Annotated in this window: 12 protein-coding genes and 1 riboswitch; of the genes, 6 read left to right on the plus strand and 6 right to left on the minus strand. The window is 72.5% G+C overall.

Annotated elements, in window-relative coordinates:
• Positions 1 to 110 precede the first annotated feature (110 nt).
• Positions 111 to 674 (minus strand): SAV_6107 family HEPN domain-containing protein, encoded by a 564-nt coding sequence (locus ACIPSA_RS01475; protein ID WP_402627442.1) that lies wholly within the window; start codon positions 672 to 674, stop codon positions 111 to 113.
• Positions 675 to 882: 208 nt separating this feature from the next.
• On the opposite strand from ACIPSA_RS01475, the gene ACIPSA_RS01480 reads away from it, so the two are divergent.
• The 4 genes from ACIPSA_RS01480 (at position 883) to ACIPSA_RS01495 (ending at position 6,462) form a co-directional block, all read left to right on the plus strand.
• Entirely contained in the window at positions 883 to 1,719 is an 837-nt protein-coding gene (locus tag ACIPSA_RS01480) for an ATP-binding cassette domain-containing protein (RefSeq protein ID WP_402627445.1), read from the plus strand.
• Positions 1,691 to 3,775 (plus strand): YhgE/Pip family protein, encoded by a 2,085-nt coding sequence (locus tag ACIPSA_RS01485; protein WP_402627448.1) that lies wholly within the window; start codon positions 1,691 to 1,693, stop codon positions 3,773 to 3,775. The genes ACIPSA_RS01480 and ACIPSA_RS01485 overlap by 29 nt, the downstream gene beginning before the upstream one ends.
• Positions 3,776 to 3,836: 61 nt before the next feature.
• A complete protein-coding gene (locus tag ACIPSA_RS01490) occupies positions 3,837 to 4,466 on the plus strand; it encodes a TetR/AcrR family transcriptional regulator (protein ID WP_402627451.1) in 630 nt (209 codons plus the stop codon).
• A 487-nt stretch (positions 4,467 to 4,953) separates the two neighbouring features.
• Positions 4,954 to 6,462 carry a phytoene desaturase family protein gene (locus ACIPSA_RS01495; RefSeq protein ID WP_402627454.1) on the plus strand — a complete coding sequence of 503 codons (1,509 nt, stop codon included), beginning with the start codon at positions 4,954 to 4,956 and terminating at the stop codon, positions 6,460 to 6,462.
• A 38-nt stretch (positions 6,463 to 6,500) separates the two neighbouring features.
• On the opposite strand, the gene ACIPSA_RS01500 is transcribed toward ACIPSA_RS01495, so the two are convergent.
• The 5 genes from ACIPSA_RS01500 to ACIPSA_RS01520 form a co-directional block, all read right to left on the minus strand.
• Positions 6,501 to 7,454 (minus strand): hypothetical protein, encoded by a 954-nt coding sequence (locus ACIPSA_RS01500; RefSeq protein WP_402627457.1) that lies wholly within the window; start codon positions 7,452 to 7,454, stop codon positions 6,501 to 6,503.
• Between the two features lie 56 nt (positions 7,455 to 7,510).
• The gene (gene metF, locus ACIPSA_RS01505; RefSeq protein WP_402627460.1) at positions 7,511 to 8,434 is read right to left on the minus strand and encodes a methylenetetrahydrofolate reductase [NAD(P)H]; all 924 of its coding nucleotides are present in this window, start codon (positions 8,432 to 8,434) and stop codon (positions 7,511 to 7,513) included.
• 154 nt (positions 8,435 to 8,588) lie between these two features.
• Positions 8,589 to 9,242, minus strand: coding sequence for a thiamine phosphate synthase (thiE, locus tag ACIPSA_RS01510; protein ID WP_402627463.1), 654 nt, complete (start codon positions 9,240 to 9,242; stop codon positions 8,589 to 8,591).
• 281 nt (positions 9,243 to 9,523) lie between these two features.
• Positions 9,524 to 9,889 carry an Rv2175c family DNA-binding protein gene (locus tag ACIPSA_RS01515; RefSeq protein ID WP_402627465.1) on the minus strand — a complete coding sequence of 122 codons (366 nt, stop codon included), beginning with the start codon at positions 9,887 to 9,889 and terminating at the stop codon, positions 9,524 to 9,526.
• 64 nt (positions 9,890 to 9,953) lie between these two features.
• Entirely contained in the window at positions 9,954 to 11,186 is a 1,233-nt protein-coding gene (locus ACIPSA_RS01520) for an NAD(P)/FAD-dependent oxidoreductase (RefSeq protein WP_402627468.1), read from the minus strand.
• 144 nt (positions 11,187 to 11,330) lie between these two features.
• Positions 11,331 to 11,442: riboswitch (TPP riboswitch) on the plus strand.
• Between ACIPSA_RS01520 and thiO the strand changes: the two genes are divergently transcribed.
• Both thiO and thiS read left to right on the plus strand, forming a co-directional pair.
• Positions 11,440 to 12,624 (plus strand): glycine oxidase ThiO, encoded by a 1,185-nt coding sequence (gene thiO / locus ACIPSA_RS01525; RefSeq protein ID WP_402627471.1) that lies wholly within the window; start codon positions 11,440 to 11,442, stop codon positions 12,622 to 12,624. It overlaps the preceding riboswitch by 3 nt.
• Positions 12,621 to 12,821, plus strand: coding sequence for a sulfur carrier protein ThiS (gene thiS, locus ACIPSA_RS01530; RefSeq protein WP_402627474.1), 201 nt, complete (start codon positions 12,621 to 12,623; stop codon positions 12,819 to 12,821). The genes thiO and thiS overlap by 4 nt, the downstream gene beginning before the upstream one ends.
• Positions 12,822 to 12,824 lie beyond the last annotated feature (3 nt).

The raw sequence follows: 12,824 nt of genomic DNA on the forward strand, positions 1-12,824 counted from the left end.
CTCTCCACCCTATTGCGTCCGGTGCCGTACCTGGTCATTGCGGTGATATACCGCCGCGTGCGTCTCGCACAGCGGACAGCCGTGCCGCCGGCCCGCTCTCCGGCGGGTGGTCAGCCCGCGTCCGGGAGCTCCCCGCGGGGGTGCGGGCGGTCCGGCTCGTCCGTGTCCTGGCGGGGCTGCGGCAGGACCGGCTGGAGCACCAGCATCCGCTCGACGAGGCGGACGAACATGGCCACGTCCCGTATCAGGTCGTCGGCGTCCCGTTGGCTCGCCGCCCCCTGGATGCCGGCCTCGGCCCGCGCGCGGCGCCGGGCGCCGGAGGCGAACAGCGCGCTCCACTCGGTGAGCTCGGGCGCGATCTCGGGGAGCACTTCCCAGGCGCTCCTGATGCGTGCGCGGCGCCGGGGCGAGGTCTCCGGGCGGCCCCGCGCGGCGAGGACGGCGGCGGCCGTCCGCAAGGCGGCGAGGTGGGCCGTCGCATAGCGCTCGTTCGGCGTTTCGAGGACGGTGGCCTCGTCGAGTCCGGCGCGGGCCTGGGCGAGCAGGTCGAGGGCGGCGGGCGGGGCCGTGGCCCGGCGGAGCACGGGGTGCACATCGCTCGCCCGGCCGGTCAGTGAGGGGGCAGGGCCGGTGGCGCTGTGCCGGCGTGCGGCGGCTGCGGACGAGTTGGCCATGACGAACCTCCTGTCGTCTGAACGGCACGACCTGTCCAGTGGTGCCGTATGTGCCCATCGTGAGGTATGCCACTGACAATCCGTTCTGACCTGGGCCTTTGCTTCGATCGAGAGTTCGGGATAGTTTTTGCACTGACCAGTCAGTTCAAATTGGGGAACCGCTCGGGGATGTGGGGACATCCCCGAGCCCCCAGGGGATGGGGAAGCTGTGAGCAGTCCGTCAGGACTCGCCGTCAACGCCCGGGGCTTCGGGCTCAAGGGCCCCCGGGGCTGGGCGTTCCGGGGGGTCTCCGTCGACGCGGAGCCCGGTTCGCTGATCGCCGTCGAGGGGCCGTCCGGTTCCGGCCGTACCTGCCTCCTGCTCGCGCTCACCGGCCGGATGAAGGCCACCGAGGGGGCGGCGGCCGTGGGCGAGGCGCGGCTGCCGAAGCAGCTCTCGGCGGTGCGCCGGGTCAGCGCGGTGGCCAATGTCGCCGGGGTCACCGACCTCGACCCGGCCCTGACCGTCGGGGAGCACCTGCGTGAACGGGCCCTGCTGCAGCGGCGGTTCGGGGACTCGCTGCGCGGCCTGATGCGGCCGCACCGGGAGCGGACGCTCGACGCGAAGCTGCGCATCGACGCGGCGCTGGGCGCGGCCGGACTCGACCGGGAGGCCCTGCCCAAGGGTTCCCGCACCGCCGTACGCGACCTGGAACGCCTGGAGGCCCTGCGCCTGTCCGTGGCCCTGGCCCTCATCGGCCGGCCCCGGCTGCTCGGTGTGGACGACGTCGACCTGAAGCTCTCGGACGCCGAACGGGCCGAGGTCTGGGCCCTCCTGAAGTCCCTCGCCGAATCCGGGACGACGGTCGTCGCGGCGTGCAGCGAGGCCCCGGACGGCGCCGTCATCGTCTCCACCGCGAGCGCAGGCCCCAGAACCCGCACCGAAAGCCCCACGCCCACCGGCACCGCCACCGCCACCGCCACCAAGGCCGACATCGAGCCCGACACCGACGACAAGACGAAGGAGGACGAGGCCGATGCGCTCGCCGAGACTGGCCGCGCTTGAGCTGAGGCGCTTCGGCCGGGGGAAGCTGCCGCGCGCCGCCCTGGTCGCGCTCCTGGTGCTGCCGCTGCTGTACGGCGCGCTGTACCTGTGGTCCTTCTGGGACCCCTACGGCCGCCTGGACCGCATTCCCGTGGCGCTCGTGAACGACGACAAGGGGACGACCACGGGCGGCAAGAGGATCACGGCCGGCGACGACATCGTCGAGGGGCTGCGCGACAGCGAGACCTTCGAGTGGCACGAGGTGAGCGCCGCCGAGGCGCGCAAGGGCGTCGAGGACGGCACGTACTACCTGTCGCTGACCATGCCGGCCGACTTCAGCCGGCGCGTCGCCTCCAGCTCGGGCGGCTCTCCCGAGACGGGCGCCCTCCAGGTGCGGACGAACGACGCGAACAACTACATCGTCGGGCAGATATCCCGGACGGTCTTCAGCCAGGTGCGCACGGCCGCCTCCACCAAGACCTCCCGGTCCTTCCTCGACCGGATCTTCATCTCGTTCTCCGACATCCACGGGCAGACCGTGAAGGCCGCCGAGGGCGCAGACCGGCTCAAGGGCGGCATCGGAAAGGCGGAGCAGGGCTCCAAGGACCTCGCGGACGGTCTGAAGGACGCCAAGAGCGGCAGCGGCAAGCTGGCCCACGGCCTGAAGAAGCTCGACAAGGGGGCCGGTGACCTGGAGGACGGATCGCAGCAGGTGTCGGAGGGCACGCAGACGCTCGCCGACAACGTCAACGGGGTCTATCAGAAGGCCGGCCCGTTCCTGAAGGACAACGAGAAGACAATCGGGGACACGGCCCAGCTGGTCGCCGACTCCGCCGCGGCGGTCGGCCACAACCTCGACGTCCTGGTGAAGGCCGCCCCGGGCGCCGCCAAGGCCGCGCACGCGGCCTCCGAGACGCTGGACGAGCTCTACAGCACGCGCTGCGCGACGGCGCCGCTGCCCGACGACATCTGCCCCGCCCTGAAGAAGGCGAAGCAGGCCGCCGACGACGTGGCCACGGTGGCCGACGACCTCAACGCACTGATCGCCGACCAGAACGGCGACCTGAAGACGCTGCGCACCAATCTCACCACGCTCCAGAAGCAGGCCCAGGCCCTCGCCGACCGCGCACCGCACCTCTCCGAGGACGTCGAGGACGCCGTCAAGAAGATCAACAAGCTGAACGACGGCGCGGCGCGGGTCGCCGCGGGCGCCGAGAAGCTGCACACCGGGCTCGGCACGGCCAGGACCGGCGCGTCCGACCTGGACGAGGGCGTCGGCAAGCTGGAGACGGGCGCCGAGGACCTCAACGGCGGGATGTACAAGCTCGTCGACGGCTCGGGGAAGCTCGCCGGCGGACTGCACGACGGAGCCGCGCAGATCCCCGACTACGACAAGAAGGACCGCGACCGGCGCACCGGGGTGATGGCCGACCCCGTCCAGCTCGCCTCCAAGGACCTGCACAAGGCGCCCAACTACGGCACCGGGTTCGCCCCGTACTTCATCCCGCTGTCCCTGTGGGTGGGCGCGATGGTGGCGTACATGCTGATCCAGCCGCTCAACCGGCGGGCCCTCGCGGCCGGTTCGGCCGCCTGGCGGATCGCGCTGGCGGGCTGGCTGCCGGTGGTCGCGGTCGGCGTGCTGCAGACGACGGCCCTGATGGCGGTACTGCACTGGGCGATCGGCCTGCAGATGGCCCGGGCGGCCGGGACGGTGGGCTTCCTGTTCCTGGTGACGGCGTGCTTCGCGGCGCTCGTGCAGTGGCTGAACGCGCGCTTCGGAGCAGCGGGCCGGATTCTCGTGCTCGCCCTGCTGATGCTCCAGCTGACGTCGGCCGGCGGCACCTACCCGGTGCAGACGAGCCCCGGCTTCTTCAACGCGATCCACCCCTTCCTGCCGATGAGCTACATCGTCGCGGCGCTCCGAAGGCTGATCACGGGAGGCGGCCTCGGCCCGGTGTGGCAGGCGTGCGGCGTGCTGATCGCGTTCACGGCGGGCGCCCTCGCGCTCACCGCGCTCTCGGCCCGCCGCCGCCAGGTGTGGACGCTGGACCGGCTGCACCCGGAGCTGAGCCTGTGATCTCACCTCTGACCTCGTCCTCCGCGCCCGCCGGGGCCCGGTTCCTGTGAGAATCGGGCGCATGGAAAGCAGCAGCACCGCGTCGGGCGGCAGCACGCGCCGCGAGGCCACCCGGCAGAAGCTCTACGAGGCGGCCGTCACGCTCATCGCCGAGCAGGGCTTCTCCGCCACCACCGTGGACGAGATCGCCGAGCGCGCCGGGGTCGCGAAGGGCACGGTCTACTACAACTTCGCGAGCAAGTCCGTCCTCTTCGAGGAGCTGCTGCGGCACGGAGTGGGACTTCTCGCCGCCTCCCTGCGGGAGGCGGCCGAGCGGACCGAGCGCGAGGGCGGCAGCAAGGTCGACGCGCTGGACGCGATGGTCCGCGCCGGGCTCGTCTTCATCGACCGCTATCCGGCCTTCACCCAGCTGTACGTGGCCGAGCTGTGGCGCACCAACCGGGCCTGGCAGTCCACGCTGATGGTGGTCCGGCGGGAGGCCGTCGCGGTCGTCGAGGACGTGCTGCGCAAGGGTGTGGCGAACGGCGAGTTCAGCGCGGAGATCGATGTGCAGCTGACGGCGTCCGCGCTGGTCGGCATGGTGCTGGTGGCCGCGCTCGACTGGCAGTCGTTCCAGCCGGAGCGGTCCCTGGACGACGTCCACGCGGCCCTGTCGCGGCTGCTCCAGGGGCGGGTGAGCGGGAAGGGCTGAACGCGAAGACGCCGGTCCCGGGTGGCCGCGTCCTCCGCGGGCCACCGTCGGACCGGCGCCTTCCGTACTCCCCCGTTACCTCCCGTACCCCCCGCACGGTCTTCCGTACGGTCCCCGACGGAAACCCCCGTTCCGGTCTTCCCCCGGGCCCCTTTGCTCCCCCCGTGTCTCGCTTCCGCCGACGGATCGGCGGAAGGAGCGGTCGAGGGCGCGGGTTCCGTTCCGCCGCCCCGTGTCGGCGGTGCCGGAGGTCGCGCCCCTTTCCGTGTCTCCACTTTCTCGTCCACGCGGGTCGTTCCCCATCCGCGCGCGTACTCATCTCACTTCCTAGGTACGGATACTCAGCCCTGCGCGCTCATGCCCACGACGCACCGTCGCCGACTGGTCACGAGCGCGTCCGTGTCCGTGCTCACGGGTGCCGGATGCCGGATGCCTGACGTGCCGCCCGCGGGCGGCACTGTCAGTGGCGGTCGATAAAGTCGCAGGCATGGCACGGATTGCGGTGATCGGCGCCGGGATGGGCGCGATGGCGGCTGCCGCCCGGCTGGCCGTCGCGGGCCACCGGGTGGTGGTGTACGAGCGCACGGAGACGTACGGCGGAGCGGTGCGCCGGTTCGAGCGGGACGGGTTCCGCTTCGACACCGGTCCCGGACTGCTGCCCCTGCCCGCCGTCTACCGCGACCTGTTCGTCAAGACCGGCAAGGAGCCACTGGAGGCCTGCGTCGAGCTGGTGCAGGTCGATCCGTCGTCGCGGCACGTGTTCGCGGACGGCACGGAGGTGTCCCTGCCGAACGCCTCGCGCTCGGGTGTCGTCTCGGCCCTGGACGAGGCGCTCGGGTCGGGCGCGGGGCAGCGCTGGGGCGACTTCCTCGTACGGGCCCGGGAGGCCTGGGACCGCACTCGCCGGCCCCTGCTGGAGGAGCCCCTGTGGCCCAACTGGTCCGTGCTGGCGGACCGCGAGCCCTATCCGTCCGTCCCGCACAAGCGCCTGCTGCGCACCCGCCGGGCCGGCACGCTCGCCGAGGTCGGCGCCTGGGAACTGCGCGACCCCCGTCTCGCGGCGCTCCTGGAGAGCCACGCGCTCGCGTACGGCCTCGATCCCCGGGTCGCTCCGGCGAGCGCGGCCGTGCTGCCGTACATGGAGCATGCCTTCGGCACCTGGTATGTCCGTGGCGGCGTGAGGGAGTTGGCGCGTGCGGTGTACGAGCGGTGCCTGGCCCGCAAGGTCGAGTTCGTCTTCGGTGCGGAGGTCACCGGGATCCTGGAGAAGGAAGGGCGGGCGGCGGGCCTGGAGCTCGCCGGGGGGAAGCCGGCCGAGGCGGACCACGTGGTGGCGGACGTGGATCCGGTACGGCTGCGGGGGCTGACGGAGCATCTCCTCGACGGGGACGGTGACGTACACGCCGAGACGGTGACCTCCCGGGCCGGACGGTTCAGCGTGCTGTTGGCCCTCGCCGGCGCCCGCGAGGCCGGTGCCGCGCACCGCACGGTCGTGCACACCCCGGACCGGGACGCCGAGTTGGACCACCTGGCCTCGCCGGGCGCGGAGCCGGTGCGGCCCACGGTGACCGTGTTGCGGCCCGACGACCCCGCCCTGCGGCCGGACGACGCGCACGAGTCGGTGGTCGTGTCCGCCGTGGTGTCGACGGAGGCCGGCTGGGAGGTGGAGGCGACGGCCGAGCGCCTCGCCGACCTCGTCGTGGCGGCCGCCGGGGCCGCGGTCCCCGGGCTGCGCGAGCGGATCCTCTGGCGCGAGGTCCGCACGCCCCACCACGGCGAGGAGGAGACGGGCGCCTGGTTCGGGGCCGTGCCCGCTCCCGCACTGGCCGCCGGCGGGGGACGTTTCCTGCATCCGGCGAACACCACGCGGCTCCCGGGCCTGTACCGGGTGGGCGGCTGGTCACACCCCGGCGGCGGACTGCCCCACGCGGGCATGTCGGGCGCGCTGGTCGCGGGGCTGATCGTGGAAGGGGCGGAGTTCCGGGGCTCGCAGTGAGCCGCCGGTAGCGGCCGGATCGTCAGTCCGTCGGATCGTCAGAAACGGTACTGCTCGTCGTAGCCGTTCCCCGGCTGCTGCGGCTGCTGCTGCCCGTTGCCCTGGTACGGGTACTGCTGCTCCTGCGGGAGCTCGCCGCCGTAGGTCTCGTCGGTGCGCTGCTGCGGGACCCAGACGCCTCCGGCCGGGGTCTCGCCGTAGCCGCCGGTGGCGTACTGGTCCTGGCCGTAGGACTGCTGGCCGCCGTAGCCGGTGTCGTACGAGGCGCCGCCGCCGTAGGTCTGGGTGCCGGCGTACGGGTCGGAGTAGTTCGCGTACTGCTGCTGGCCGGTGGTGTCATAGCCGTACTGCTGCTGGCCGTAGCCGGAGTAGTCGTACGCGTAGGCCTGGTCGGTGCCCTGGGCGGCCGTCGCGTAGTTCTGGTCCTGGGACTGGCCGGCGGTCGCGTAGGCGGGGTCGCCGTATATGCCGTACGTGCCCGTCTCGTCGGGGAGGGGCTGCGGCGAGTAGACGGCGGCCGTCTCGGCGGCGCCGGCGGGCGTGAACACGTCGTCGCGGTCGTAGCCGTCGTCGCCGTACGCGGGGACGTTGTCGCGGCCGTAGGCGCCGTCCCGGTCCCCCTGGCCGTCGTAGTCGTCCTCGGCCGCCTCCGGGTCGGAGGCCGTGAGGACGGGATCCTGATGGTCCGCCTTGCCGCGACGGCGCTTGCTGCTGCCGTCGGTGTCGGCGTCGTCGTCCGGGCGCTTGACGGCCCACCCGGCGGCGAAGCCCTGGCGGAACGACAGCGTGACGTAGGTCTGGCCGACCGCGAAGGCGGCCGCGCCCAGCCCGATGACGACGACGGACGGAATCAGGACACCCAGCACGACGCCGAGGAATCCGGCGAAGGCCAGCAGCCGCCAGCGCAGACGCGCCTTGTACTGCAGCAGCACCTCACCGAGCAACCACAGCGCGACGATGCCGAACGCGATGTAGAGGACCGTCCTGCCCATGTACGCCCCTCTCCCAGTGACCGCTACGCAGTGTGTCGTATACCGGTGCGGCCGGTCTAGGCCTGCGGGGGGTGGTGCAGGCCCAGGTTCTCGTAGATTTCCAGCGTAGCCGTGGAGTTGTTGAGCGTGATGAAGTGCAGTCCGGGCACTCCCTCGGCCAGCAGCCGTGCGCAGAACTCCGTGGCGAAGTCGATGCCAATGGAGCGTACCGCCGCCGGATCGTCTTTGGCTGTGAGGATCCGCTCTTTCAGGGCGGCGGGGAAAACGGCATTGCTGAGTTTGGGCAACCGTTCCAGCATCTTCACACTCGTGACCGGCAGGACCTCGGGGATGACCGGGGTCTCGCAGCCCGCGGCCGCGACCCGGTCGCGCAGGCGCAGGTACGACTCCGGCTGGAAGAACATCTGCGTGATGGCATAGTCGGCGCCCGCACGGCACTTGTCGACGAAGTGCTCGACGTCCGTGTCCCAGTCGCCGGAGCGCGGGTGCATCTCCGGGAAGGCGGCGACGCCCACACAGAAGTCGCCCGACTCCTTGATGAGCCGGACGAGTTCGGCCGCGTAGGTCAGGCCCCGGGGGTGCGGCACCCACTCGCCCATCGGGTCGCCGGGCGGGTCGCCGCGCACGGCGAGCATGTTCCGGATCCCGGCGTCCGCGTACTGGCCGATGATGTTGCGCAGTTCCGCGACGGAGTGGTCGACCGCGGTGAGATGGGCGACCGGGGTGAGCGTCGTGTCGACGACGATCTGCTGGGTCTCCTTGACCGTGCCCGCCCGGGTGGAGCCGCCGGCGCCGTACGTCACGGAGACGAAGTCGGGTGCGACCGCCTCGACCCTGCGCAGCGCGCTCCACAGGTTCCGCTCGCCCTTGGGGGTCTTTGGCGCCGAGAACTCGAACGAGTACGTCGTCTTGCCGGTACCGAGGATGTCACGCACGGTACGTGCGCGATCCGTCCTGGTCGATGCGGTTCCGAGGGCCATACCCGCAGGTTAGCCAGGGGCGGCCGGAGGCCCAACCGGGCGCCGGGCATTTGCCCGTATTGTCGACTTCCTGTCCACCCCTTGGACAGGAATACGGCAGGAGCACGGCAGGAACACGCCAGGAACATGGCCGGATCACGGACAGTGACGGGTGTCAGACCTGCCGCAGTCGCTTGCGGAACTCCGCCGCCGCGGCCCCTGGGTCGTCCGCCTCCGTGATCGCACGGACGACGACCACCCGGCGGGCGCCTGCCTCCAGCACCTGGTCGAGGTTGCCGAGGTCGATGCCGCCAATGGCGAACCACGGGCGGTCGGTGCCGAGGGAGGCGGTGGAGCGCACCAGGTCGAGGCCGGGGGCGTGGCGGCCGGGCTTCGTCGGGGTCGGCCAGCAGGGGCCCGTGCAGAAGTAGTCCACACCCTCCTGCACGGCGGCCGCGGCGGCCTCGCTCTCGGCGTGTGTGGACCGGCCGATCAGCACGTCGTCGCCGAGCACGGCCCGGGCCGCGGGCACCGGGAGGTCGCCCTGGCCCAGGTGCAGCACGTCGGAGCGGGCGGCGTGGGCGACGTCCGCGCGGTCGTTGACCGCGAGCAGCTTGCCGTGCCGGGCACAGGCCTCCGCGAACACCTGGAGGTGCTCCAGCTCCTCGGCGGCCTCCATGCCCTTGTCCCGCAACTGCACGATGTCGACCCCGCCGGCCAGTACCGCGTCCAGGAACTCGGCAAGGTCGCCCTGGCGCTTGCGGGCGTCGGTGCACAGGTAGACACGGGCGTCGGCGAGGAGGGCACGTGCGGTGGTGGTGTCGGACATGGGAAGGGTCCCCCCGTTGTTCGGTGCGATGCGATGACGGTGCCCGCGGCCGACACGGCTCCGGAGCGGCGACTCACGCGGGCTGCCGAGGCGGACTCCGACGCGGACCCGAGGCCGCCCCATCGGCACGCCCCCGGGCCTGCGCCCCGGACCTTACGCCGTCCTCGGCGTCTTCCGGCCCGCGCCCCGGAAGACGCCGCGGGGCCGCGGCCGGCCTCGGCCACGGCCCCGTGGTCCTGCCCCGGGCGCGGGCACCGGTGCGTCGGATCGGTCGGTTCGGGTCAGACGGCGAGCGCCTGGGCGCGGCGCTTCACCTCCGTGCCACGGTTCTCGCTCAGGGCCTGGGCGGGGGTGCCGGGCAGGCTGGGGTCGGGTGTGAAGAGCCACTCCAGCATCTCTTCGTCCGTGAAGCCGTCGTCCCGCAGCAGCGTCAGGGTCCCGGACAGGCCCTTGACGACCTTGTCCCCGTCGATGAAGGCGGCGGGGACGTGCAGCGCGCGGTTCTCGCCACGGCGTACGGCGATGAGCTGGCCCTCCTTGACCAGCTGCCGCACACGTGTCACCTCGACGTCGAGTTGTTCGGCGATGTCGGGCAGCGTGAGCCAGGCGGAAACGAGAGCATCGGTCTTTGCGTCAATCTCGGTCACGGAAACAGCGTGCCATCCCTGACTGACAGTAGGAAGTCGGGCCCGTCCGAGCTGGGCGTTTTCACTACCGTACCGTCGCCTCCTTCAGGGGCCGTGCCGGGTCCGTCAGGAGCTCCGGGTCCACCGGCGTGCCCGCCTCGATCAGCCGCCGCCCCTGCGCCAGGTCCCGCGGCCTGCCCACCGCCAGCAGGGCGACGAGCCGGCCCTCCCGGAGCCAGCACACGGTCCAGGCCGGCCCGAGGGGGTCGCCGCGCCACAGCAGCGTGTCGGCCGACGCGTGGTGGCCGACGTACTGGACGAAGCGGCCGAACTGCTCGGACCAGAAGTACGGGACCGGGTCGTAGACGGCCGGGGCCTCGCCGATGATGTTGGCGGCCACGGTGCGCGGGCCCTGGAGCGCGTTGTCCCAGTGGTGGACGACCAGGCGCTCGCCGTACCGGGCCGACGGGAAGGAGGCGCAGTCACCGACCGCGTACACGTCGGGGGCGGAGGTGCGAAGGTGGTCGTCGGCCACGACCTCGCGGTGCGCGCCGAGCTCGATGCCCGAGCCGGCGAGCCAGTCGGTGGCGGGACGCGCGCCGATGCCGACCACGACGGCGCCCGCGGCCAGCCGTGCGCCGTCGTCGAGCACCACAGCGCCCGGCTCGACGCGCTCCACGCGCGCGTGGGTGCGCAGAGTGGCGCCGCTGTCCGCGTACCAGGCGGCCATCGGCGCGGCCACCTCGGCCGGGAGCGCTCCCGCGAGCGGGCGGTCGGCGGCCTCGACGACCGTCACCGCACAGCCCGCCTCGCGGGCCGCCGTGGCGAACTCGGCGCCGATCCAGCCCGCACCGACGACCACGATGTCGTGCTGCCGGGAGAGCACCGGCCGCAGCCGTTCCGCGTCGTCCAGGGTGCGCAGCAGGTGCACACCGGGGACGCCCTCCGTGCCGGGCAGCCGGATCGGTTCGGCGCCGGTCGCGAGGACCAGGACGTCGTACGGTACGGGCCCCGACTCGGTGTCCAGCTCATGGCCGGCGGGGCGCACGCCCAGCGCCTCGCGGCCCAGCTGGAGTTCGATGCCGAGCGACTCGAAGTCGACCTCGAAGGCGGAACCCTCGGCCTTGCCGAGCAGTACTGCCTTGGACAGCGGCGGACGGTCGTACGGCTGGTGCGGCTCCGCGCCGATCAGCGTGATCGTGCCGGTGAAGCCCTGCTCCCGCAGGGCGACCGCGGTCTGTACCCCGGCCATCCCCGCGCCGACGACGACCACGCGCCGCCCTTGTGACGTGCCCCGTTGCTGTGTCTGCTCGCTCACCCGATCACCATAGACAACTGACAAACTGTCAGTCAGGGGGCGTGCTGAGTGAGCTATTCCACAGCGCCGGACAACACTCGGTCTGCTGCCCCGCCGCGACCCCCACTCCCAGGGCGGAGCCCCGCGGGCTAGGGTGGCCGACGTACAAGCACTCGCGGGAGCCCGGACGCACCGGGCTGAGAGGGAGGCTGGCGGCCTCCGACCGTACGAACCTGATCCGGGTCATGCCGGCGAAGGGAGGGGCTGGACGCCCATGTCGTCACGTACGTCAGACGTCCTCGTCATCGGGGGCGGAATCATCGGCCTGGTCACGGCCTGGCGTGCCGCGCAACGCGGCTTCAGCACGGCCGTGGTGGACCCGGAACCGGGCGGCGGAGCCGCGTGGGTGGCTGCCGGGATGCTGGCCGCGGTCACGGAACTGCACTACGGCGAGGAGACCCTGCTCGGTCTGAACCTCGCGTCCGCCCGCCGTTACCCGGACTTCGCGGCCGAGCTCACCGAGCTGACCGGCCACGACCTCGGCTATCGCCGCTGCGGCACGCTCGCCGTCGCGCTGGATGCCGACGACCGCGCCCATCTGCGTGAACTGCACGCCCTGCAGCAGCGGTCGGGTCTGCAGTCCGAGTGGCTGTCGGGGCGGGAGTGCCGGCGTCTGGAGCCGATGCTCGCCCCGGGTGTGCGCGGGGGGCTGCGGGTCGACGGCGACGACCAGATCGATCCGCGGCGGCTGGCGGGCGCGCTGGTGGCCGCGTGCGAGCGCGCGGGAGTGGTGTTCCACCGCACATGGGCGGACCGGCTGTCGGTCGTACGCGAACGGGCCGCCGGTGTCGTCACACGCGAGGGCGACGCGCTGGACGCGGGCCAGGTGGTGCTCGCGGCCGGGAGCACGAGCGGGCGGCTCGCGGGCGTTCCGGACGACGTGCTGCCGCCGGTGCGGCCGGTGAAGGGGCAGGTGGTGCGTCTGACGGTGCCGGAGCGGCACGCGCCCTTCCTGAGCCGTACCGTGCGGGCCGTGGTGCGCGGCGGGCACGTGTACCTGGTGCCCCGGGAGAACGGCGAGCTGGTCGTGGGGGCGACGAGCGAGGAGCTGGGCTGGGACACGACGGTGACCGCGGGTGGCGTGTACGAACTGCTGCGGGACGCCCATGAACTGGTGCCGGGGATCACCGAACTGCCGCTGACGGAGACCCGGGCCGGACTGCGCCCCGGCTCCCCCGACAACGCGCCGCTGCTCGGCCCGACCGACCTCGACGGGCTGCTGCTGGCCACCGGGCACTTCCGCAACGGCGTGCTGCTCACCCCGGTCACCGGCGACGTCATGGCGCACGTCCTGGCCACCGGGGAACTCCCGGACGAGGCCCGCCCCTTCACCCCGAAGCGCTTCGGCGCCGCGCTCACCGCCTCCTCGGTCCACGTCCCCTCGGAGCAGCCCGCATGAACATCTCGGTCAACGGGGAGCGCCGGGAGATCGCGCCCGGCACGGCTCTCGACACCCTCGTGAAGTCCCTCACCGCGGCACCGGGCGGAGTGGCCGCCGCGCTCAACGAAACCGTCGTCCCGCGCGCGCAGTGGTCCGCCACGGCCCTCTCCGAGGGAGACCGCGTCGAAGTCCTCACCGCAGTGCAAGGAGGCTGACCC

This window comes from Streptomyces sp. NPDC086549 (assembly GCF_044746205.1).
In the GTDB taxonomy this organism is placed as follows: domain Bacteria; phylum Actinomycetota; class Actinomycetes; order Streptomycetales; family Streptomycetaceae; genus Streptomyces.

What these genes read in the sequence shown, in the direction of transcription:
- ACIPSA_RS01475 (WP_402627442.1), bottom strand. Translation starts at nt 674, where the DNA reads ATGGCCAACTCGTCCGCAGCCGCCGCACGCCGGCACAGCGCCACCGGC.
- ACIPSA_RS01485 (WP_402627448.1), top strand. Translation starts at nt 1,691, where the DNA reads ATGCGCTCGCCGAGACTGGCCGCGCTTGAGCTGAGGCGCTTCGGCCGG.
- ACIPSA_RS01490 (WP_402627451.1), top strand. Translation starts at nt 3,837, where the DNA reads ATGGAAAGCAGCAGCACCGCGTCGGGCGGCAGCACGCGCCGCGAGGCC.
- ACIPSA_RS01495 (WP_402627454.1), top strand. Translation starts at nt 4,954, where the DNA reads ATGGCACGGATTGCGGTGATCGGCGCCGGGATGGGCGCGATGGCGGCT.
- ACIPSA_RS01500 (WP_402627457.1), bottom strand. Translation starts at nt 7,454, where the DNA reads ATGGGCAGGACGGTCCTCTACATCGCGTTCGGCATCGTCGCGCTGTGG.
- metF (WP_402627460.1), bottom strand. Translation starts at nt 8,434, where the DNA reads ATGGCCCTCGGAACCGCATCGACCAGGACGGATCGCGCACGTACCGTG.
- thiE (WP_402627463.1), bottom strand. Translation starts at nt 9,242, where the DNA reads ATGTCCGACACCACCACCGCACGTGCCCTCCTCGCCGACGCCCGTGTC.
- thiO (WP_402627471.1), top strand. Translation starts at nt 11,440, where the DNA reads ATGTCGTCACGTACGTCAGACGTCCTCGTCATCGGGGGCGGAATCATC.
- thiS (WP_402627474.1), top strand. Translation starts at nt 12,621, where the DNA reads ATGAACATCTCGGTCAACGGGGAGCGCCGGGAGATCGCGCCCGGCACG.